Origin of the sequence: Rathayibacter sp. AY1F9, assembly GCF_002932155.1 — a bacterium.
Lineage (GTDB): Bacteria > Actinomycetota > Actinomycetes > Actinomycetales > Microbacteriaceae > Rathayibacter.
This window is the reverse complement of sequence record NZ_PSVA01000010.1, coordinates 1-17,812: the sequence shown is the minus strand read 5'-3', so window position 1 is coordinate 17,812 and position 17,812 is coordinate 1. Positions and strand designations below refer to the sequence as shown.

Below are 17,812 nucleotides of genomic sequence, written 5' to 3'. Positions count from 1 at the left end.
GCGTCTGCTCCGAGCAGGGCGGTGCAGTGCGGCTTCGGGTACCGCACCCCATGCACCTGCATGAACACGGCGACTGTAGTGCGGAATCCGTCGCCGCCGCAACGATCCGCGGGGCTCCGGCGGCTCGAATGGGTAGTTCCACCGTGCGATGCTCCGTGGCAGCGACGGATTCCGCAGCTGACTCGCCCCGGCAGGAGCGTCATCGCCCGTCCGTCGATCGACGAGGCTTCTCCTCGGCACGGTGCCGACACGCGCACGAAACGCCCGCCCGCTAGCGTGCGGACATGACATTCCGTGCGTCAGCCGCGCTCAGCGCGCTCGTGGCCTCCTCCCTCCTCCTCGCACCCGCCGCCATCGCCTCCCCCGCCGCCCGCGCGGGCGCCGTCGACGGGGGCACCAGCGCCGGCGATCCGTACTTCCCCGGCCTCGGCAGCAGCGGCTTCGACGCCCTCACCTACAGCCTCGTCCTGAAGTACGATCCGGCGACCCGGGCCCTCGGCGGCAGGGCCGTGGTCACCCTCGCGCCCCAGAAGGACCTGCGCTCGCTCTCCTTCGACCTGACCGGCCTCACCGTCTCGAAGGTCACCGTCAACGCCGGGGGCGCCCGGTTCTCGCAGTCGGGGGACGAGCTGACCGTCACGCCCGCCCGGACCCTCCGGAAGGGCCTGCCCGCACTGGTGAGCATCGACTACGCCGGGATCACCGGGAACCCCGTCGACGGCACCGGGGCCCCCTTCGGCTGGTGGTCGACGGACGACGGCGCCCTGGTCGCCAGCGAGCCGGACGGCGCCTCGACCTGGTACCCCGTCAACGACTCGCCCGCCGACAAGGCGCGCTACACCTTCAGCATCACGGTCCCGGAGGGCCGGACGGTGGTCGCGAACGGCCTGCCGGTCGGCTCCCCCACCACGTCGAAGGGGTGGACGACCTCGCGCTGGGTCGAGACCAGCCCGATGGCGAGCTACCTCGCCATGGTGAACATCGGCGACTACGACCTGGTCCGCTCCACCCAGAGCGGCGTGACGACCATCGACGCGATCGACCGGGACATCACCGGCGACACCCGCGCCCGCACCGAGGCGGCGCTCGCGAAGCAGGGCGCGATCATCGACTACTTCTCCTCCGTCTTCGGCCCGTACCCGTTCCGCTCGGCCGGAGCCGTAGTCGACGACGAGCGGATCGGCTACGCTCTCGAGACCCAGGGCCGCTCGTTCTACTCCGGCGGCGCGGACGAATCGACCGTCGCGCACGAGACCGCGCACCAGTGGTACGGCGACAGCGTCACTCCGGAGACCTGGTCCGACATCTGGCTGAACGAGGGCTTCGCGACCTACGCCGAGTGGCTCTGGGAGGAGCACACCGGCGGCGCGAGCGTCACCGAGTCCGCCGCCCGGGTCGCCGCCGCTCCCGCCGACGACCCGTTCTGGTCGACCGCCGTCGCCGACCCCGGAGCTGGGGGCCTCTTCGACGCGCCCGTCTACGCCCGCGGCGGCCTGACCCTCGTCGCCCTCCGCGACCGGATCGGCGCGGACGCGTTCGGCGTGCTGCTGAAGCGCTGGGCCTCCGAGAACCGCTACTCGAACGCGACGACCGCCGACTTCCAGGCCCTGGCCGAGAACGTCTCCGGCTCCGACCTGGCGGACTTCTTCGATGCCTGGCTGCGCACGCCGGAGAAGCCCGCCGGTCTCTGACCCCCGCATCGCCGCGGCGCGGGCGGGGTGTCAAGGAGGGACGGCAGGTCGGCCCGAGCCGATACCGTCCCTCCATGGGCTTCTTCGACCGCAACGACTCCTCGACCAGCGCCGCAGCGCCGCAGCCGAGCGCACCCGATCCGCAGCGGCGGGTCTGGAGCGACGGCCTCGGCCGGTTCGCCACCCGCTGCCTCCAGGTCGTCATCGTCCTCCTGCTGGCCTCGGTGCTCGTCTTCGCGATGACGCAGCTCACGCTGGTGCTCATCCCCGTGATGATCGCGCTCATCCTCGCCGCGGCGATCCACCCGGTCCTGGCGTGGATGCGGCGCAAGGGCGTGCCGTCGATCCTCGCGACCTGGCTGGCGCTGATCGGGCTGCTCGCGATCCTCGGCGCGGTCGGCTGGCTGATCACGGTCGCGGTCCGCAACCAGTGGGACGAGCTGGTCAGCAGCGCCTCCGACGGCATCACCTCGCTGCAGGACTACGTGCAGCACCTGCCGTTCCAGATCACCGACGAGCAGATCGAGTCCGCCCGCCAGTCGGTCGTCGACTTCCTCACCTCCAGCTCGTTCGGCAACGGCGCGCTCGCGGGCGTCTCCGCGGCGGCGAACTTCATCACCGGCCTCGTGCTGATGATCGTGGTGCTGTTCTTCTTCATGAAGGACGGCCCGAAGATCTGGGAGTTCCTCCTGCGCCCCTTCACCGGCTCGGGCTACGAGCGCGCCAAGCGCGTCGGGCACAAGACGGTCGACGTGCTGGGCGGCTACGTCCGCGGAACGGCGACCGTCGCGGCGGTCGACGCGATCGGCATCGGCGTCGCGCTGGCGATCATCCAGGTGCCGCTGGCGATCCCGCTGGCCGTCATCGTCTTCCTCACCGCGTTCATCCCGATCGTCGGAGCCACGGCCGCCGGCATCCTCGCCGCTCTCGTCGCCCTGGTCGCCAACGGCCCGGTCGCCGCGCTGATCGTGATCCTGGTCGTCATCGGGGTCAACCAGCTCGAGGGCAACTTCCTCCAGCCGGTCGTGATGGCGCGCTCGCTGAAGCTGCACCCGCTGATCGTCCTGATCGCCCTGACCGTGGGCACCGTCCTCGCCGGCATCGTCGGCGCCGTGCTGGCCGTGCCGATCGCGGCCGTCGTCTGGGGCATCGTCTCGATCTGGAACGGACCCTCCGACCCCGCCGAGCCCGCGCGGCAGAAGCGCGCCGAGACGGTCTAGGCCCCCGGGATCGTCGAGCGCGCGCCTAGCGCTCGACGATCCCGTCGCGCAGAGCCTGCCTGCGGAGCGAGATCTTCGTGCCGACGGCCAGCCCTTCCGCCCGGTACTTGCCTCGGGCGCTGCGCAGCGAGCTCCGCGCGGCGTCCTGGGTGATGCCGAGGAGCGTGGCGACCTGCTTCAGCGGCATCCCGTCGACGAAGAGGCGGACGATCTCCCGCTCGCGGTGCGTCAGGGTGCCCGGGCGGTCGGCCCCGAGCAGCTCCCGCGTCTGCGCCGTCAGGAAGCGCTCGTCGCGCGCCGCCGCGCGGATCGCCGCGAGGATCGTCTCGGTCCGCTCGCTCTTGACCACGTAGCCGTGCGCCCCGGCCTCGAGCGCCCGGCTGATCGTGCCCGGCTCGGAGTGCGTGCTGATGATGATCGTGGCGGCGCCGGCGGCCGCGATGATCCGGATCTTCATGGCGAGGTCGAGCTCGTCGCCGAGGTCGATGTCGAGCAGCACCACGTCGGTCGGGAAGGCCGGATGCGCGAGCAGGTCCGTCCAGGTGCCGACCGTCGCCGCCACGCGGATGTCCGTGCCCGAGCGGCGGATCCACTCCGCCAGCGCCGCCAGCAGGATCGGGTGGTCGTCGAGGATGGCCAGCGTGATCGCGGGCTCGTCGCTCATGTCGTCGTCCTCCTCCGGGGCCGGTGGGCGACGAGGATCCTCGTCGCGCCGTGGTCGGTCGTCGTGCGGTACTCGCCGAGCTCGCTGAGGATGCCCCAGACCGAGCGGTCGAGGTCGCGGGCGCGGATGCCCGCGGCGACCAGGGCGAGCTCCACCCCGCCGCTCTGGCCCGGCTCCAGGCGGACGGCGAGCGGAGTCCTCCCCGCGGGGGCGGTGAGCAGCCAGAGCACCGAGAGCAGCCGCGAGCGGTCGAGCGGGGCCAGCAGCGCCGCAGCCCCGCTCGGATCGTCGATCGCGACAGCGGAGGACAGCAGCGCCGACTCCTCCACCGCGATCCTCAGCCAGGTGCGGTCGTGGCTGCGGGCGAGCGCCTCGCGGAGCTCGTCTCCGAGCACCCGCGCCCGCTCGCCCAGCTCCTCGTCCAGCGGCACCGGCGTCCGGACCCGTTCGAGGAGCTCCTCGATGCGGGCGTCCACCTGCGAGAACTCGTCGTCCGCGGCGTGGACGGTGCCGTCGGCCAGGCTGCGGTCGAGCGTGCGCCGCACGTACTGGTCGAGCGAGGTGAGCACGACGACGCACACGGCCGCGGGCGCGACGGCGAGGAGGACGTTGCTCACCGCGAGGGCGGCGCCTCCGTCGCCGAGGAGCGCCTGGCCGACGAGGCCGAGCGCCGTGAGCCCGACCAGGACCACCAGAGCGAGGAACGAGCGCGAGAGCGGCTGGAAGGTGATCAGCGCGATCACGCCCGCGCCCACTCCCACGCAGACCGACGGGTAGTACATCGGAGCCGGTGTCGGCAGGGCGTGGTCGGCGAACTCGAGCAGCAGCGCGGCCACGTCCACAGCGAGGACGCCCGCGAAGGCCCGGCGCGGCAGCTCGCCGTGGCGGCGGAGGGCGATCGAGACCCCCACCGCGCTCGCGGCGACGACCAGCAGCCAGGAGAGTCCGCTCAGCCAGGTCGCGGACCGCGCGTCGAGGGACCAGAGGTACGAGATCACTCCGCGGATGTCGAGCAGCACCGCCATCGTGAGGAAGCCCAGCCCGAGGTAGCTCCCGCTCAGGCGGTTCGGCCGGGTGAGGCGCTCGCGGATGCTCCACAGCGCGCCCGGGCTCCTGTCCGCCGCCCGGACCAGCTCCAGGAGCGTCCCCTCCTCCTGCCGCGACCCGCTCACAGCGGCACGCTCAGCAGCACGGTCGCGCCGGACCCGGGCGCCGAGAAGACCCGGACCTCGCCGCCCACCGCCTCGATCCGGCCGACGACCGACTCCGCGAGGCCGAGGCGTCCGGCCGCCACCGCGGCCGGGTCGAAACCGCGCCCCTCGTCCGAGACGACGACGCGGAGCGAGCCCGCCTCCTCCGCCACGCTCACGTGGGCCAGGTCCGCTCCGGAGTGGCGCCGCACGTTCTCGAGGCACTCCCCGGTCGCGCGCACCACGGCGTCGAGCACCTCGGGTCGGATCCGCGGCTGCGCACCGCCGTGCCAGCGCACCTCCACGCCCACCGCCGCCGACCGCCGACCGAGCGCGAGGAGCGCCTCCGGCACCCCGGCCGCCCCGTCCGGGTCCGGCTCCTCCACCGTCTCCAGACCGCGCAGGAGGGCCAGGTCGGCGGCGGCCCGGTCGCGCAGCACGGGAGCGGGTACGCCCTCCCCCCGGTGCGCCACCATTGTCAGCGTCGCCAGGATCGTGTCGTGCATCAGCCGCGCGTCGGCGCGGTGCCGGGACTCGCTCTCGCTCGAGCGGCGCTCGGCGTCGTGGGCGGTCCGGAGGCGGGCGGTGCCGACGTGCGCACGCGCGACGCAGCCCGCGAGCCACCGCGCGGCGGTCAGGAGCAGCGCCCAGCAGACGACGACCGAGATCAGGACGAAGGGAGCGCGCCCGGACGCGCCCGTCGCCGCCGCGCCGAGGGCGAGGACCGGGAGCAGCGCGAGGACCGCGGCCCACGGCATGCCCCGCCAGGAGCCGACGGCGAGCAGCGCGCACGGCAGCGCCATCGAGGCGAGCATCGTGATCCCGCCCAGAACGGCGCGGAGGGAGGCGTCGACGCCCGGCGAGAGGAAGGCGGCGAGTGCCGCGACGTCCAGCGCGGATCCCAGGATCACGGCCCTCGTCCCGGTCGCGACCGATCGGCCGGGCGCGAGCTGCACGAGCGCCGAGACGACCAGTAGCGCCAGGCTCGGCAGCACCGTGGTCAGCTGCGCGGGCGTCAGGGCGAGCAGGTGCAGCGCGGAGGCGGCGGTCAGCACCCCGCCCGCACGCCGGGCGCAGAGCACGCCGACCTCGCACTGCTCGCGCAGCAGCACCGCGGCGTCGGCGGGCCGGGGAGGCAGGGGCACGGTGACCTCGGGAGGACGGGCTCCGGGCTCGTTCCGGGGCGACGGTGGCGGGGAGGCTGTGGCGGGGAGGCTGTGGCGGGGATCGGCGGCGGGGATCGGCGGCGGGGAACGGCGCGATCCGAGTCGTATCGTGGCACACCGCGACCCGCCCGGACAGCGGTTCCGGCCGCCTCGCGCACGCGGATCGGCGCGCCGTCTGACGCGGGCGGTCGCGCTCGGGGGCCGTGATCCCGTAGAGTCGAGACATCTCCTGGGCGATCGCCCGAATTCCACGGCTGAGAAGTCGCACGACGACGAAGAGACTCAGCCCCTGATAGAGACCGCACCGACCGAGAGTATCGTCCTCGGTCGTCCGGTTCGAACGCCCGCCTCGCAGACGGGTACCGCCCTTCACAGGACGCCGCGGAAGCCGCGCCGTTCCTCGTTCGACCCCCGCTCCACCGGCTCGCCCGGTCCGCGGGACGTTCTCCCCCGCAGAGCCGCCCTCCCCCGGAGGCGCGAGCTCAGCCCCTAGACGACCCGGACGACTCCGGCAGACGCGTGTTTCACCCGCGGAGGCCGAGTCGAGCGGGTACCGCACACTCGTGCGGACTCTGACGACGCCGGCCCCGGTCGGCGTCATTAACACATAAGGAAAAGAAATGCCTACTGGCACCGTTAAGTGGTTCAACTCCGAAAAGGGCTTCGGCTTCATCGCTCCCGACGACGGAGGCGCCGACGTTTTCGCGCACTTCTCCGCCATCGCGAAGCAGGGCTACCGCGAGCTCGTCGAGAACCAGCACGTCGAGTACGACGTCGAGCAGGGCCGCAAGGGCCCGCAGGCCGCGAACATCCGCGGCGTCGGCGAGTAATCTCCGACTTCCGACGCCCCGTCGACCAGGATCCCCGGATCCGGTCGGCGGGGCGTCCGTCGTTGACGGGGTGATCCCGCCCCCGGCCGGCGGAGGCGAAACCCGTGTCACCCCTCCGGGCCGCAGGATCGGTATCCTCTCCGTGGCGGCTCCCGAGCTCACGGAGCCCGCGACGCCGTCCGGGACTCCGGCGCGTCGGCACCACTTCACGGCGGAGACAATGGGACGACTGATCTACGGACCGCAATCACTCGAGATCGACTTCGAGGACCGGCTCCTCGCGCACCTCAAGGTCGCGATGTTCACCAAGATGCGGCGGAACGAGTCGTTCAGCCTCTCCTGGAGCGAGCCGGAGTCGTCCGGCTACGGCCGCAGCTCCGTCTGGGTGCACCCGACGACTCCGCTGCACTTCCGGTTCCACGGCAGCAAGCGGCCGTCGCTGAACCGCCTGTGGATCGAGCAGTTCATCGCGAGCGCGAACAACACCGGCGAGATGACCGTGGTGCCGGAGCCGGCCGAGGGCTCCTGACCCGCGACGCTCCTCAGACCACGAGCGGCCGGGCCGTGTGCACGAGCTCCTCGTGCGGCAGGGCCCCGAGGCGCTCGGCGATCTCGGCACGGGCGCCTGCGTCGACCGACGCCCGGGCGTGCTCCTGCGGCCGCAGCGGCGTGAGGGTGACCAGGTCGGCGTGACCGGTCGCCAGGTCGAGCCGCTCGGGCAGGCCGGGGCTGCGCAGGCCCAGGAGGACACCGACGGTGCCCTGCTCATCGGTCCAGGCGGGCGGCGCCGCGACGTTCGCGAGCCGCGCCGTGTCGAGGGAGCTGCGACAGCACACCCCCTGGAGGGCGGCCCGTCGGGCGGCCTCGTACAGCAGGCGGAAGTGCCAGTGGTTCCAGAGCTCGGCGGTGGGGACGCCGCGGACGGCGGACGTCTCGAGGCACAGCTCGAGGCCGAGACCGGTGCCGGGATGCGCGAGCCGGTCGAAGGGATCGCTCAGCCCGTCGGTAGCGAGCACCACGGAGGCGCCGCGGTCCACGCGCAGGAACGCACGGTGATCGGTGGGCCAGCGCGCGCCGCCGCGGACGCCGGGATCCTCGGTCGAGACGACGACGGTGCGATCGAGCGCACCCACTCCGCGCCAGGCGTCGGCCCGGTCCTCCGCCACCGCCTCGGCCAGCGCCCGCCTCTCGTCCTCGGTCCATCGGACCTCACGAGTGCGGTTCAGGAACAACGACATGGGACTCCCCGTCCGCGCGACCGGCGTGCCGCGCTCCTGGAACGCTACGGCGCCCACCCCTGCTCCTCCTCCGAGCAACCGGAACGCCAGCTGTGTTTGTTGCGCGGCGGTCCCCGCCCGCCGCGGCGCGGTCGGCTCCCAGGAGTGGCCGGGCAGGTGGAGCGGGTCGCGTCCGGCTACGCCGAAACGCTGGAACGCGTTTCGACGGTTCGCCTCCGGCGGTGGTCGTTACCGCGGCGGTAGCCGGCCGCCGCGGAAGACGGCTCACCCCAGCGGGTTGATGCCGTTGGTGCGCCAGCGCTCGTCGGCGAGCTGGCCGGGGGTGCCGGCGCTCGCGTTCTCGCCCAGGGGCTCGCCGCCCTCGACGGCGTCGGCGCCGAGCGCGGTGCCGGCTCCCTCGGCGGTGCTGCCGGGGGGAAGCAGGCCCTCCTCGTCCTCGCGGGGGCCGACCTCGTCCTCGGGGGCGTTCTCGGAGCCGCTCTCGCTCATCGGGTCGTAGCCGTGGTCCGGGTCGCGGCTCTCGTCGGCCGTCGTGTTCTCCTCGACCTCGGCGTCGGCGGGACGGACGTCGTCGGCCTTCTCCGCATCGGTGGAGGGGGTGGCCTCGAAGCCTGCGAACTCGGGGCTGTCGTCTGCGCTCATGGCCGCCACGGTAGCACCGGGCCCGCGGGCACCGGAGGGGGTTCCGCCGGGCTCCCGCGACGCCTCCGCTCAGCGGCCACGCCCTAGGCTCGGGGGGGCTGGCACGGACGACGGGAGCGACATGCGACGACTCGGGTACGACAGGTTCGGCGGGCCCGATCTGCTCTCGTGGCGGGAAGCGCCGGTGCCCATGCCAGGTCGCGGCGAGGTCCTGGTGCGCACGCGCGCGGCGAGCATCAACGCGACCGACGAGAAGATCCTGTCCGGCTCCGCGCGGATCATGGCCGTCGGCCGCTCCCGTCCCTACGGGTTCGGCCTCGACATCGCCGGCACCGTCGAGGCGCTCGGCCCGGGGTCGCACTCGGTCGCGATCGGCGACCGCGTGGTGGGGATGACCCGCGACGGCGACGCCTTCGCCGACGCGTCCATCGCCCGCAGCCGCTCGCTCGTCCCGATGCCCGACTCCCTCGGCTTCGTCGAGGCCGTCACGCTCGCGATGTCGGGCGGCACCGCGGTGGGCCTGGTGGACGCACTGCACGTGCGCGCCGGCGAGCGCGTCCTCGTCAGCGGCGGCTCGGGAGCCATCGGCGATCCGACGATCCAGCTGCTGGTGCGGGCGGGCTGCACGGTCGCGGCCACCGGCTCGGCCGCCTCCGCCGACCTGCTCCGCTCGCTCGGCGCCGAGCCGCACGACTACCGCGCGCTCGACCTCGGGGTGCTGGGCGGCCGCTTCGACGTGGTCGTCGACGTCTCCGGCCACCTGCCGGTCGACGACGCGGCGATCCTCCTGGCCGAGGGCGGGCGCATCACGACGCTGGTGCCGAGCGGTCCGGCGCTGGTCTCGCAGGCGACGGGCCTCGTCCTCCGCGACCGCCCGCGGGTGCGCAACATGATCGTGGTGGCGACGGCGGAGCGGATCGGGCGCGCGGTCTCGCTCGCCACCTCCGGCGAGCTGCGGCCCCGGCCGGGCGCCGTGCATCCGCTGGGCGACGTCGTCGACGTGCTGTCGCGCCGAGCGACCGGCGCCGACCGCACGATCGGCAAGATCGTCTTCACCGCCGACGACTCGGCTCCGCTGAGCTGACCTCCGGCTCCTCCTCCTCTGCCGGGCGGCCGAGCGAGAGCGTGGCCAGGAAGCCGACGGCGAGGAACCCGGCGGCGGCGAAGGCCGCGTAGCGGGTGCCGTCCGAGAACGCCTCGCCCGCCGCCCGGGCCGCGTCGGCGGTTGCCGGCGACGCGGCGAGCCCGGCGATCGCGGCGCCGGAGGAGTCGACCACCGCGTCGACGGTGCTCGCGACCTGCTCCGCGGGGAGGCCCTGCTGCTCGAGCGAGGTCGTGAGGACCCCCGCGGTCGAGGTGTAGAGGATCGTCCCGAGCACGGCGATGCCGAGGGCGGAGCCGATCTGCCGTGCGGTCGACTGCGTGCCCGAGCCCTGCCCGCTGAGCTCGACGGGCACGTCCCGGAGCACGACCCCGGTCAGCTGCGCCGTCGCGAGGCCGACGCCGAAGCCGTAGACGGCGAGGAACGGGACGAGGGCCCACCACGGGGTGGAGTCGGAGACGACCAGGCCGATGCCCGCGACTCCGACGATCTCGGCCGCGAGGCCCACCCGCACGATCAGCACCGGCGCGACCCTGTTGCCGAAGGCGCCGGCGAAGCCCGAGGCGACGAAGGAGCCGAGCGCGAGCGCGAGGAGCACCAGGCCGGTCTGCACGGCCGTGTAGCCGAGGACGCTCTGGAGCCAGATCGGCAGCGCCAGGATGATCCCGAACTCGCCGAGCGAGACGATCATCGCGGCGAGGTTGCCGTTGCGGAACGAGGCGAGGCGGAAGAGCCCGATCGCGAGCATCGCGGAGCGCCCGGCGCGCTCGCGGGCCCGCGCCCAGAGGACGAAGGCGACCCCGGCGAGCACCGCGACGGCGAACGCGATCGGGACCGGCGAGAGGCCGAGCGGCCAGCTCCATCCGCCGACGCTCAGGCGCTCGTCGACACCCCACCAGCCGAGGGTGCGCCCCTCGATCAGGGCGAACACCAGGGAGGCGGAGGCGATGATCGAGAGCGCGGCGCCGACGAGGTCGACCCGCCGCCCGTCGGGCTGCCGCGACTCGTCGACGAACAGCAGCGCTCCGACCACGATGATCACGCCGAGCGGGATGTTGATGCCGAACGCCCAGCGCCACGAGAAGTCGGTGGTGAGCCAGCCGCCGAGCAGCGGGCCGACCGCGGTCATGCCGCCGATGGTCGAGCCCCAGACGGCGAAGGCGATGGCGCGCTCGCGCCCACGGAAGGTGGCGTTGATCAGCGAGAGGGTCGTCGGCAGCACCATCGCTCCTCCGACGCCCTGCACGACCCTGGAGAGGATCAGCAGGTCGCCGGTCGGAGCGAGGGCCGCCGCGACGGAGGAGAGCGCGAAGAGCGAGACGCCGACGATCAGCATGCGGCGCCGGCCCCAGCGGTCGGCGAGGGTGCCGAAGACCAGCAGGAGCGCGGCGAACACGAGCGTGTACGACTCCTGCACCCACTGCACCTGGGTCGAGGTGATCCCGAGATCGGCGACGATCGACGGGATGGCGACGTTGACGATGGTCGAGTCGACGATGATCGTCGCCACTCCGAGGCTGATGACGACCAGCCCGATCCACTTGCGGTTGCGCACGACGCTCTCCTCCGACGATTTAGTAAGCCAGCTGACTATATGCCCGCGGAGGGCGCCGTGTCGAAGGGAGGGCCTGGAAGATTAGCGGGAGGCGGGCGCGGCGACAAGGGCGCGAAGCTCCCGGAGCCGCCCGGTCAGGATGGACGCATGCCCGCATCCCCCCGTTCCTTCCCGTATCCCCTCGGCGTCTCCCTCCGCGGCGACGCCGGCGCCGACGTCGCCGTCTACTCCGAGACCGCGGACAGCGTCGAGGTCTGCCTCTTCGACGAGTCCGGAGCAGAGACCCGCGTCGCCCTCACCGAGCGGACCGGCCACGTCTTCCACGGCCTCGTCCCCGAGATGGGCATCGGCACCCGCTACGGACTGCGCGTCGACGGCCCCTGGGACCCCGCCAACGGCCTCCGCCACAACGCCGCCAAGCTCCTCCTCGACCCGCACGCCACCGCGATCGAGGGCTCGTACACCTGGTCCGAGGACGTCTTCGGCCAGTTCTACGAGGACGCCGACACCCGCAACGACGCCGACTCCGCGCACGCGGTCCCCCGCTGCGTCGTCACCGATCCCGACTCCTTCGACTGGAGCGGCGACACCGCGCCGCGCATCCCGCTCGAGGAGACCGTCGTCTACGAGGTGCACGTGAAGGGCTTCACGAAGCTGCACCCCGACGTGCCCGAGGACATCCGCGGCACCTACCGCGGCCTCGCTCACCCCGCCGCGATCAAGCACTTCACCGACCTGGGCGTGACCTCGGTCGAGCTGCTCCCCGTGCACCAGTTCGTGCAGGACTCGCACCTCGAGGAGAAGGGCCTGCGCAACTACTGGGGCTACAACTCCCTCGGCTTCTTCGCGCCGCACAACGAGTACTCGCACGCCGGCGACGACGGCTCGCAGGTCGACGAGTTCAAGGCCATGGTCAAGGCGTTCCACGAGGCCGGCCTCGAGGTCATCCTCGACGTGGTCTACAACCACACCGCCGAGGGCAACGACAAGGGCCCCACCCTCTCGTTCAAGGGCATCGACAACGGCTCCTACTACCGACTGGTGGAGGAGGACCGCGCGAACTACTTCGACACCACCGGCACCGGCAACAGCCTCAACGTCGCGCACCCGGCCGCGCTCGGCCTGATCATGGACTCGCTGCGCTACTGGGTGACCGAGATGCACATCGACGGCTTCCGCTTCGACCTCGCCACCACCCTCACCCGCCAGACCGGTGAGGCCGAGGTGCACAGCGCCTTCCTCGACCTGATCGCGCAGGACCCGGTGCTCGCGCCCGTCAAGATGATCGCCGAGCCGTGGGACACCGCCGGCTACCAGGTCGGCGGCTTCCCCGCGGACTGGTCGGAGTGGAACGGGAAGTTCCGCGACGACGTGCGCGACTTCTGGAACGGCGCCGACTCGGTGCTCGGCACGACCGCGCAGCGCGTCCTCGGCTCCCCCGACGTGTACGAGGCCGACCGCCGCTCGCCGGTCTCCAGCATCAACTTCGTCACCGCGCACGACGGCTTCACCCTCGCCGACCTCACCGCCTACTCGCGCAAGCACAACGCGGCCAACGGCGAGGACAACAACGACGGCGAGAGCGACAACCGCTCCTCCAACAACGGCGCCGAGGGCCCGACCGAGAACGAGGCGGTCAACGAGCGCCGCGACCGCATGCGCCGCAACTTCCTCGCGACGCTGCTGCTCTCGGCCGGCGTGCCGATGATCCTGGGCGGCGACGAGATCGCCCGCACGCAGGGCGGCAACAACAACGCCTACTGCCAGGACGACGAGATCTCGTGGTTCGACTGGGAGAACGCGGACCGCGAGCTGCTCGCCTTCACCCGCGAGCTGATCGCCCTCCGCGCCGCGGAGCCGGCGCTGCGCCCGAAGTGGTTCCGCCGCGCCCCCGGCGACGGCGGCCCCGACACGGTCGACATCCTCCGCTCCGACGCGCAGGGCTTCGCCGACGAGGACTGGGACAACCCCGACGCCCGCTCGATCACCTTCGTGTTCGAGCACGAGGGCAGCGCGAGCTTCGCCCTGCTGCTGAACGCGGCGGAGAACGGCGTCGAGTTCACCGTTCCCGAGGCGCCCGGCGCCGAGTGGAGGCTGGCCGCCTCGAGCGACCCGGAGCAGGTCGTCGAGGGCGAGGTCACCACGCTGATCGTCCGCGACGGCTCGTTCACGCTGCTGCGCTCGGCCTCCTGATGACCGGCCGGACCCCGCGGCTCCTCCGCTTCGGCGGGCGCATCGCGGGGTTCGGCACGTCCTCGGGCACGAGGATCGTGCTGGGCCTCTGGGAGGACACCCCCTTCGGCCCGTTCGCCGACGCGATGGTCGAGGACGGCGACGGCCACCGCCTCCTGATCGCACCGACCCGCGAGGTCGCGGACTTCATCGGGTCGACGTACGCGTTCGACGAGGTGCGGATCGCGCCGGTGTCGTGGCGGAGGATCGCGGGCGGCCTGTCCGTCGCGGCCGGACCGCTCGCGGTGCGACTGGAGCTCGGCGGTCTCACTCCGCTCGGCCGGCTGCTGCGGATCGTTCCACGACCGCTCGCCGAGCACCCGGCATGGCTGACCGCGATCTCGCCGGTCGCCTCCCTGCTCGTCCGCGGAGTGAGCACGGCCGGGTCGGCAGGGCACGGACGCCGCGAGTACTACGGCGTGCGGGCGATCCGCCGCGTCGAGGGCGTCCACGCGGTGCTGGCGGAGGAGGACCTCGGCCCGCTGCGCCCGCTCTCGCCGCCCGTGCGGTTCGGCTTCTCGTCGGCGCCCGCCGCTCCGGCGATCGTCGACGTCACCACCACCATCGCGCTCCCGCGCGACGGGACCACCGCGCTCCGGCGCGACCGAGAGAGAGGAGCCGCCTCGTGAAGAAGGGCGACAAGATCAGCTGGAACACCTCGCAGGGCGAGACCCACGGCGAGCTGGTCGAGAAGAAGACGAAGGAGTTCCAGTTCGAGGGGCAGAAGTTCAACGCCTCGGACGACGAGCCCTACTGGATCGTGCAGAGCGACAAGACCGACGCGAAGGCCGCGCACAAGGAGTCGTCGCTGACGAAGAAGTGAGCGGGCGCAGGCCGAGCGGCTGCGGGCCGGGCTCCGGATCGACTCCGGGGCCCGGCCCGCGCCCGTCTCACGCGATGCGGATGAGCTTCTTGTTCACGAACTCCTCGAGGGCGGGGCGGCCCATCTCGCGGCCGGTGCCCGAGCGCTTCACGCCGCCGAAGGGCAGCTCGGCTGCGTCGCCGAGGACGAGGTTGATCCAGACCATGCCCGCGTCGATCCGGTCCGCCAGGCGCAGCGCCTGCTCCTGGTCGGTCGTGTAGAGGTAGGAGCCGAGGCCGTAGGGGGTGTCGTTCGCGAGGGCGATCGCCTCGTCCTCGTCGCGGACGCGGTAGAGCGCGGCGACGGGGCCGAAGAACTCCTCGCGGTAAGCGTCCATCGCGGGCGTGACGCCCTCGAGCACGGCGGGCGGGAAGAAGTTGCCGGTCACCTCGCCGCTGGCGCGGACGGTGGCCCCCTGCTCGCGCGCGGCCGCCAGCTGCGCCTCGAGGCGCTCCGTCGCGGCGGAGGAGGAGAGCGGGCCGAGGAGGGTGCCCTCCGCGAACGGGTCGGCCGGCTGGGCGCGGGTGAACGCCTCCGTGAACTTCTCGGCGAACGCGTCGTACAGCTCGTCGATCACGATGAAGCGCTTCGCGGCGTTGCAGGACTGGCCGTTGTTGTCCAGGCGCGCGGCGACCGCGTCCTCGACCGCCTTGTCGAGGTCGTCGGTCGACAGGAGTACGAACGGGTCGGAGCCGCCGAGCTCGAGCACGACCTTCTTCAGGTGGCGGCCCGCGAGCTCCGCGACGGCCGCGCCGGCCCGCTCGGAGCCGGTGACGGAGACGCCCTGGACCCGGGGGTCGGCGATGACGGTCGCGGTCTGCTCGTTCGTGGCGTAGAGGTTCACGTAGACGCCGGCGGGCGCACCCAGCTCCTCGGCCGCGGTGCGGAACACGTCGGCGATGGCGGCGGCCGACTCCGGGCACTGCGGCGCGTGCTTGAGCAGGATCGTGTTGCCCGCGACCACGTTCGGGCCGGCGAAGCGGGCCACCTGGTAGTAGGGGAAGTTCCACGGCATGATGCCCAGCAGCACGCCCAGCCCGGCGCGGCGGATCAGCGCGGAGCCGGTGCCCTCGGCGAGCTCGATCGGCTCGTCGGCGAGGAAGGCCTCGCCGTTCTCGGCGTAGTAGCGGTAGATGTCGGCGGCGAAGCCGACCTCGCCCTGCGCCTGGTCGAGCGGCTTGCCCATCTCGCGGACGATGATCGCCGCGAGCTCGTCGGCGCGCTCGACGTGCAGCTCTGCCACGCGGGCGATCAGCGCCGCGCGGGTCGTGACGGGCACGGTTCGCGACCACGAGGAGTAGGCGTCCTGCGCCGAGCCGATCGCCGCGGTCAGCTCGGCGTCGCCGAGGGTCGGGTACTCGCGGAGGGTCTCCCCCGTGGCCGGGTCGATCACGGCGTAGTGGGTGCTCATGCGGGCTGTGCTCCTTCGCGCTGGGGGGCCGGTGCGGTCGCGCCGTCCTCGTCGATGATCTCCTGTGCCAGGCGCCTGCCGACGCGGACGGCGCCGTCGACGTGCTGGTAGCCCTCGGCGGCGAGGTCGCTCGTGCCGAAGCGGAGCGGACCCACCGGCTCCAGCTGCAGCGCGCCGTACCGGGTCAGCCCGCCCAGGTCGAAGCTCGCGGCGTACGCGCCCTGCGTCCACTCCTCGGACGCCCAGTCGCTCTCGTAGTAGACGACCGGATCGAGTGCGGCCGCGCCGAAGTAGGCGGCGAGCGAGTCGAGGATCGCGGCCTTCCGCTCCGCCTCGTCGAGCGCGAGCACGCGGTCGGCCTTCTCGTCCGAGACGAAGCCGACCAGGGTGCCGCGCTCCTCCCCGTGGTTCGAGTTGTCGTAGGCCTCGTGGACGAGCGAGTGCGGGCTGAACGCGGTGCCGGAGAGGCCGTCGGCGCGCCAGAAGGGCGTGGCGTAGGTGGCGTGCACCTTGATCACGAGGCCGAGCGACTGGTGCTGCAGGGCCTGCTGCCGCAGGCGCGGGAGCGGCGGGTCGAACGAGATGCGGCCGACGAGGTTCGGCGGCACGGCGACGATCGCGCGGCGGGCGCGGAGGACGACGCCGTCGGCGCGCACCTCGACCCCGTCGTCGCCGTGGCGGACGGAGCGGACCGGGTGCCCGAGCAGGACGCGCTCGGCGCCGAGGCGCTCGGCGAGCCGCTCCGGGACCTGCTGGAGGCCGCCGATCACGCGCTTGTCGAGGATGAAGTCGGCGTCGACCAGGTTGCTGAAGCTCCCCGCGCTCGCGGCCATGAGGAGCGCCTGGAGGAGGGAGAAGGCGTGCGCCGGCTTGGTGAGCATGGCGTCGGCGAGGAAGAGGGCGATGTTGGCCCGCGCCTCCTCGTCGTCGCTCTGCTGCTCCAGCCATGCGGCGAAGGTGATGCGGTCGTAGTCGCGGGCGAGCGGGTGCGTCCACGGCGCCGCCGGATCCGTCTCGGCGACGAGGCGGTCGAGCACCTCGATCAGACGGGAGATCTCGGACTCGGTGCGCTCGCTCCCCGGGAAGATGTCGCCGGTGAAGCGGCGAGCGGAGCCGTCGGCGCCGATGTAGACGCTCTCGCCCTCGCGGTAGCGGGAGTAGGTGCCGAGGCCGAGCTCGTCGAGGGTCTCGAGGAGCGCCGTCTGGTCCGGCGAGACCCACTGGCCGCCGAGCTCGAGGAGCTGCCCGTCGACCACGCGGGTCTCGAGCCGACCGCCCACCCGCTCGCGCGCCTCGACGACGACGACGTCGAGGCCGTGCTGCTGCAGCCGAAGCGCCGCGGTGAGTCCGGTGGCACCGGCTCCGATCACGACGACGTCGTGCTCGCTGGGGGACATGACTTCTCTTTCCGTCGGTGATCGCGGGAGTGGACGCGCGAATACGGACGATCCTGTCACAGAAGCGGAGGAGAACGTCAGTGAGTGCGCCCGATGGAGGGTGGACTCGAAGCGCCCTCGACCGAACTACATAGGCGTGCTATATTGTTTCTCGTGCCCGATTCCAGTGCCCCCGTGCGTCTCGCCTCCGCCGCCACCGCCCTCACGCGGTTCGCGGGCCGGGCGAGCGGCGCGACCGGGCTCGGCGCGCAGTCCGGAGCCGTCTGGTCGACGCTCGCCGAGCTGCGCACCGCCTCCCCCTCCCGCCTCGGCGAGCTCGCCGAGCGGGTCCGCGTCACCCAGCCGACGATGACCGGCATCATCGCCCGGCTCGACGAGGCCGGCTGGATCCGCCGCGTCCACGACGCCGGCGACGGCCGCGCCTGGCTGATCGAGGGCACTCCCGCCGGCTTCGACGCCCTCGCCGAGCACCGGCTCCGCCTCGAGGCCGCCCTGGCCCCGCTGTTCGAGGACCTCGACGAGGACGACCGCCTCGCCCTCGAGCGCGCCGCGACCCTCGTCGAGGCCCGCGTCGCCCGGATCGCCGGCACCCCCGTCCCCTCCTCCCCCGAG

At 72.9% G+C, this 17,812-nt stretch carries 17 protein-coding genes; 9 read left to right on the top strand and 8 right to left on the bottom strand.

Translation table 11 applies throughout. The features are described from left to right. Positions 1-284: 284 nt before the first annotated feature. The gene (locus C5C37_RS08300; RefSeq protein ID WP_104338781.1) at positions 285-1,691 is read left to right on the top strand and encodes a M1 family metallopeptidase; all 1,407 of its coding nucleotides are present in this window, start codon (positions 285-287) and stop codon (positions 1,689-1,691) included. A gap of 74 nt (positions 1,692-1,765) precedes the next feature. Continuing rightward, positions 1,766-2,911 (top strand): AI-2E family transporter, encoded by a 1,146-nt coding sequence (locus tag C5C37_RS08295; RefSeq protein WP_104226105.1) that lies wholly within the window; start codon positions 1,766-1,768, stop codon positions 2,909-2,911. Between the two features lie 25 nt (positions 2,912-2,936). Here the strand turns inward: C5C37_RS08295 and C5C37_RS08290 are convergent, their stop codons facing one another. From C5C37_RS08290 to C5C37_RS08280, 3 genes are read right to left on the bottom strand one after another with little or no spacing between them, the layout of a single operon-like run. Further along, positions 2,937-3,575: a response regulator gene (locus C5C37_RS08290; RefSeq protein ID WP_104257995.1), complete on the bottom strand. Its 639-nt coding sequence runs from the start codon at positions 3,573-3,575 to the stop codon at positions 2,937-2,939. Next, on the bottom strand, positions 3,572-4,747 hold the full coding sequence (locus C5C37_RS08285) for a hypothetical protein (RefSeq protein WP_104338780.1): 1,176 nt from the start codon (positions 4,745-4,747) through the stop codon (positions 3,572-3,574). The genes C5C37_RS08290 and C5C37_RS08285 overlap by 4 nt, the downstream gene beginning before the upstream one ends. Continuing rightward, positions 4,744-5,910, bottom strand: coding sequence for a sensor histidine kinase (locus C5C37_RS08280; protein WP_104222936.1), 1,167 nt, complete (start codon positions 5,908-5,910; stop codon positions 4,744-4,746). Before C5C37_RS08280 ends, C5C37_RS08285 begins: the two co-directional genes overlap by 4 nt. A 641-nt stretch (positions 5,911-6,551) precedes the next feature. Here C5C37_RS08280 and C5C37_RS08275 point away from each other — a divergent pair. Next, positions 6,552-6,761, top strand: a complete 210-nt coding sequence (locus tag C5C37_RS08275; RefSeq protein WP_055786246.1) for a cold-shock protein — start codon at positions 6,552-6,554, stop codon at positions 6,759-6,761. A 142-nt stretch (positions 6,762-6,903) separates the two neighbouring features. Continuing rightward, complete coding sequence (locus tag C5C37_RS08270; RefSeq protein WP_258066673.1) at positions 6,904-7,290, top strand: hypothetical protein; 387 nt, start codon at positions 6,904-6,906, stop codon at positions 7,288-7,290. 13 nt (positions 7,291-7,303) lie between these two features. Here C5C37_RS08270 and C5C37_RS08265 read toward each other — a convergent pair whose 3' ends face one another. Together C5C37_RS08265 and C5C37_RS08260 are read right to left on the bottom strand one after the other, a co-directional pair. After that, positions 7,304-7,999 (bottom strand): hypothetical protein, encoded by a 696-nt coding sequence (locus C5C37_RS08265; protein ID WP_104257992.1) that lies wholly within the window; start codon positions 7,997-7,999, stop codon positions 7,304-7,306. A gap of 264 nt (positions 8,000-8,263) precedes the next feature. Next, the gene (locus C5C37_RS08260; protein ID WP_104314845.1) at positions 8,264-8,641 is read right to left on the bottom strand and encodes a hypothetical protein; all 378 of its coding nucleotides are present in this window, start codon (positions 8,639-8,641) and stop codon (positions 8,264-8,266) included. A 121-nt stretch (positions 8,642-8,762) separates the two neighbouring features. Here C5C37_RS08260 and C5C37_RS08255 point away from each other — a divergent pair, with 121 nt between their 5' ends. Further along, entirely contained in the window at positions 8,763-9,725 is a 963-nt protein-coding gene (locus C5C37_RS08255; RefSeq protein ID WP_181127391.1) for an NADP-dependent oxidoreductase, read from the top strand. Here the strand turns inward: C5C37_RS08255 and C5C37_RS08250 are convergent. Further along, a complete protein-coding gene (locus tag C5C37_RS08250) occupies positions 9,694-11,298 on the bottom strand; it encodes a DHA2 family efflux MFS transporter permease subunit (RefSeq protein ID WP_104338778.1) in 1,605 nt (534 codons plus the stop codon). The genes C5C37_RS08255 and C5C37_RS08250 overlap by 32 nt on opposite strands. Before the next feature lie 147 nt (positions 11,299-11,445). On the opposite strand from C5C37_RS08250, the gene glgX reads away from it, so the two are divergent. Genes glgX through C5C37_RS08235 form a run of 3 tightly spaced genes read left to right on the top strand, consistent with a single transcriptional unit; the run spans position 11,446 to position 14,353 of the window. Then, positions 11,446-13,491: a glycogen debranching protein GlgX gene (gene glgX / locus C5C37_RS08245; RefSeq protein WP_104337198.1), complete on the top strand. Its 2,046-nt coding sequence runs from the start codon at positions 11,446-11,448 to the stop codon at positions 13,489-13,491. Further along, entirely contained in the window at positions 13,491-14,159 is a 669-nt protein-coding gene (locus tag C5C37_RS08240) for a hypothetical protein (RefSeq protein ID WP_104262783.1), read from the top strand. The genes glgX and C5C37_RS08240 overlap by 1 nt, the downstream gene beginning before the upstream one ends. Then, positions 14,156-14,353 carry a DUF2945 domain-containing protein gene (locus tag C5C37_RS08235; RefSeq protein WP_056866275.1) on the top strand — a complete coding sequence of 66 codons (198 nt, stop codon included), beginning with the start codon at positions 14,156-14,158 and terminating at the stop codon, positions 14,351-14,353. The genes C5C37_RS08240 and C5C37_RS08235 overlap by 4 nt, the downstream gene beginning before the upstream one ends. Before the next feature lie 67 nt (positions 14,354-14,420). On the opposite strand, the gene C5C37_RS08230 is transcribed toward C5C37_RS08235, so the two are convergent. Further along, complete coding sequence (locus tag C5C37_RS08230; RefSeq protein WP_104338777.1) at positions 14,421-15,803, bottom strand: NAD-dependent succinate-semialdehyde dehydrogenase; 1,383 nt, start codon at positions 15,801-15,803, stop codon at positions 14,421-14,423. Then, complete coding sequence (locus C5C37_RS08225; protein WP_104338776.1) at positions 15,800-17,200, bottom strand: NAD(P)/FAD-dependent oxidoreductase; 1,401 nt, start codon at positions 17,198-17,200, stop codon at positions 15,800-15,802. Before C5C37_RS08225 ends, C5C37_RS08230 begins: the two co-directional genes overlap by 4 nt. Positions 17,201-17,353: 153 nt before the next feature. Here C5C37_RS08225 and C5C37_RS08220 point away from each other — a divergent pair. Beyond that, on the top strand, positions 17,354-17,812 hold a 459-nt coding region (locus tag C5C37_RS08220), incomplete at its 3' end, for a MarR family winged helix-turn-helix transcriptional regulator (protein WP_181127390.1).

Bases quoted from the DNA above. Each gene is read 5' to 3' on its own strand.
- C5C37_RS08300 (WP_104338781.1), top strand. From the start codon at position 285: ATGACATTCCGTGCGTCAGCCGCGCTCAGCGCGCTCGTGGCCTCCTCC.
- C5C37_RS08295 (WP_104226105.1), top strand. From the start codon at position 1,766: ATGGGCTTCTTCGACCGCAACGACTCCTCGACCAGCGCCGCAGCGCCG.
- C5C37_RS08290 (WP_104257995.1), bottom strand. From the start codon at position 3,575: ATGAGCGACGAGCCCGCGATCACGCTGGCCATCCTCGACGACCACCCG.
- C5C37_RS08275 (WP_055786246.1), top strand. From the start codon at position 6,552: ATGCCTACTGGCACCGTTAAGTGGTTCAACTCCGAAAAGGGCTTCGGC.
- C5C37_RS08265 (WP_104257992.1), bottom strand. From the start codon at position 7,999: ATGTCGTTGTTCCTGAACCGCACTCGTGAGGTCCGATGGACCGAGGAC.
- C5C37_RS08260 (WP_104314845.1), bottom strand. From the start codon at position 8,641: ATGAGCGCAGACGACAGCCCCGAGTTCGCAGGCTTCGAGGCCACCCCC.
- C5C37_RS08255 (WP_181127391.1), top strand. From the start codon at position 8,763: ATGCGACGACTCGGGTACGACAGGTTCGGCGGGCCCGATCTGCTCTCG.
- glgX (WP_104337198.1), top strand. From the start codon at position 11,446: ATGCCCGCATCCCCCCGTTCCTTCCCGTATCCCCTCGGCGTCTCCCTC.
- C5C37_RS08240 (WP_104262783.1), top strand. From the start codon at position 13,491: ATGACCGGCCGGACCCCGCGGCTCCTCCGCTTCGGCGGGCGCATCGCG.
- C5C37_RS08230 (WP_104338777.1), bottom strand. From the start codon at position 15,803: ATGAGCACCCACTACGCCGTGATCGACCCGGCCACGGGGGAGACCCTC.
- C5C37_RS08225 (WP_104338776.1), bottom strand. From the start codon at position 17,200: ATGTCCCCCAGCGAGCACGACGTCGTCGTGATCGGAGCCGGTGCCACC.